The organism is Psychroserpens sp. SPM9 (assembly GCF_025153525.1).
Taxonomy (GTDB): domain Bacteria; phylum Bacteroidota; class Bacteroidia; order Flavobacteriales; family Flavobacteriaceae; genus Psychroserpens.
Genome location: NZ_JANZNR010000034.1, coordinates 1 through 894 on the forward strand (window position 1 = coordinate 1; position 894 = coordinate 894).

General features: G+C 29.2%; 1 protein-coding gene. It reads left to right on the top strand.

The window, feature by feature from the left end; genetic code table 11:
• Positions 1 to 88 precede the first annotated feature (88 nt).
• Positions 89 to 619, top strand: a complete 531-nt coding sequence (locus tag N4270_RS17085; protein WP_260098567.1) for a hypothetical protein — start codon at positions 89 to 91, stop codon at positions 617 to 619.
• Positions 620 to 894 lie beyond the last annotated feature (275 nt).

The window sequence follows — 894 nt, forward strand, 5'->3', positions numbered from 1 at the left end:
TTTGTTCATCTTAACCAAAATGTAAAATACTGTTCCTACAAAAAGAACAAACAAAATTTAGAATATTTGACCTTTTAATTGACGAAAAATGAACCAAAAAAAGGTCAACCTATTTCAGTATAATACACAAATCCTGACAATTGAACAAATTCTGAATATGTTTAAGTGGTTAAATAGAATTTTTAAAAACACACAGAAACCTAATCTTGAAGGTTTAGAATATCTTATTTTTGGAAGATTCTTCAGTGACAACTATGGCACTTATGAAATTTACAAACTAACTCGAACGGAATTATTAGTTGATAAAAGAGAATTATGGCACAATAAAAGACATACTAGAAATGGATATACGTTCGTAGGTGAATTAATGTCACAAGAAAAATTTGAACTTGCAAAAGATTTAATTAACCAAGTGCCAAATGACGTACTAAATAAAAATCTAAACGGATTTTATACTACTGGAAATAAGAACGAGGATAAATTAATAGTGGAAATATTTGATGGAAATCTCAAGAAAGCAATTACAATTGATGATTATGAAGTCGAAATGGAAAACCTTCCAACCGAATTAAAAAAGTTTAGACTTTTAATAGAAAATAGAATAGAACAACTCAATTGAAAAAAACTACACCTAACAACGTGTATAATTAATTGCAGATTGCTGGCTAAGCTCAGGATTTTTTCTCACAATTCACTATATTGCTTAGCAAAGAATAACAGCGTACTTGTACGCAACTAACCATACACGTACACGTTGGCATTAATTATGACCCGTCCTGAATATAGGCTACATAATTTTAAACATTATGTACAAAAATGACAAAATAATTAGACGGTATTCAGAACCTTTTAAACTGAAAATTTTAGACGAACTTACAACCGGAAAACACACAA

Bases quoted from the DNA above. Each gene is read 5' to 3' on its own strand.
- N4270_RS17085 (WP_260098567.1), top strand. From the start codon at position 89: ATGAACCAAAAAAAGGTCAACCTATTTCAGTATAATACACAAATCCTG.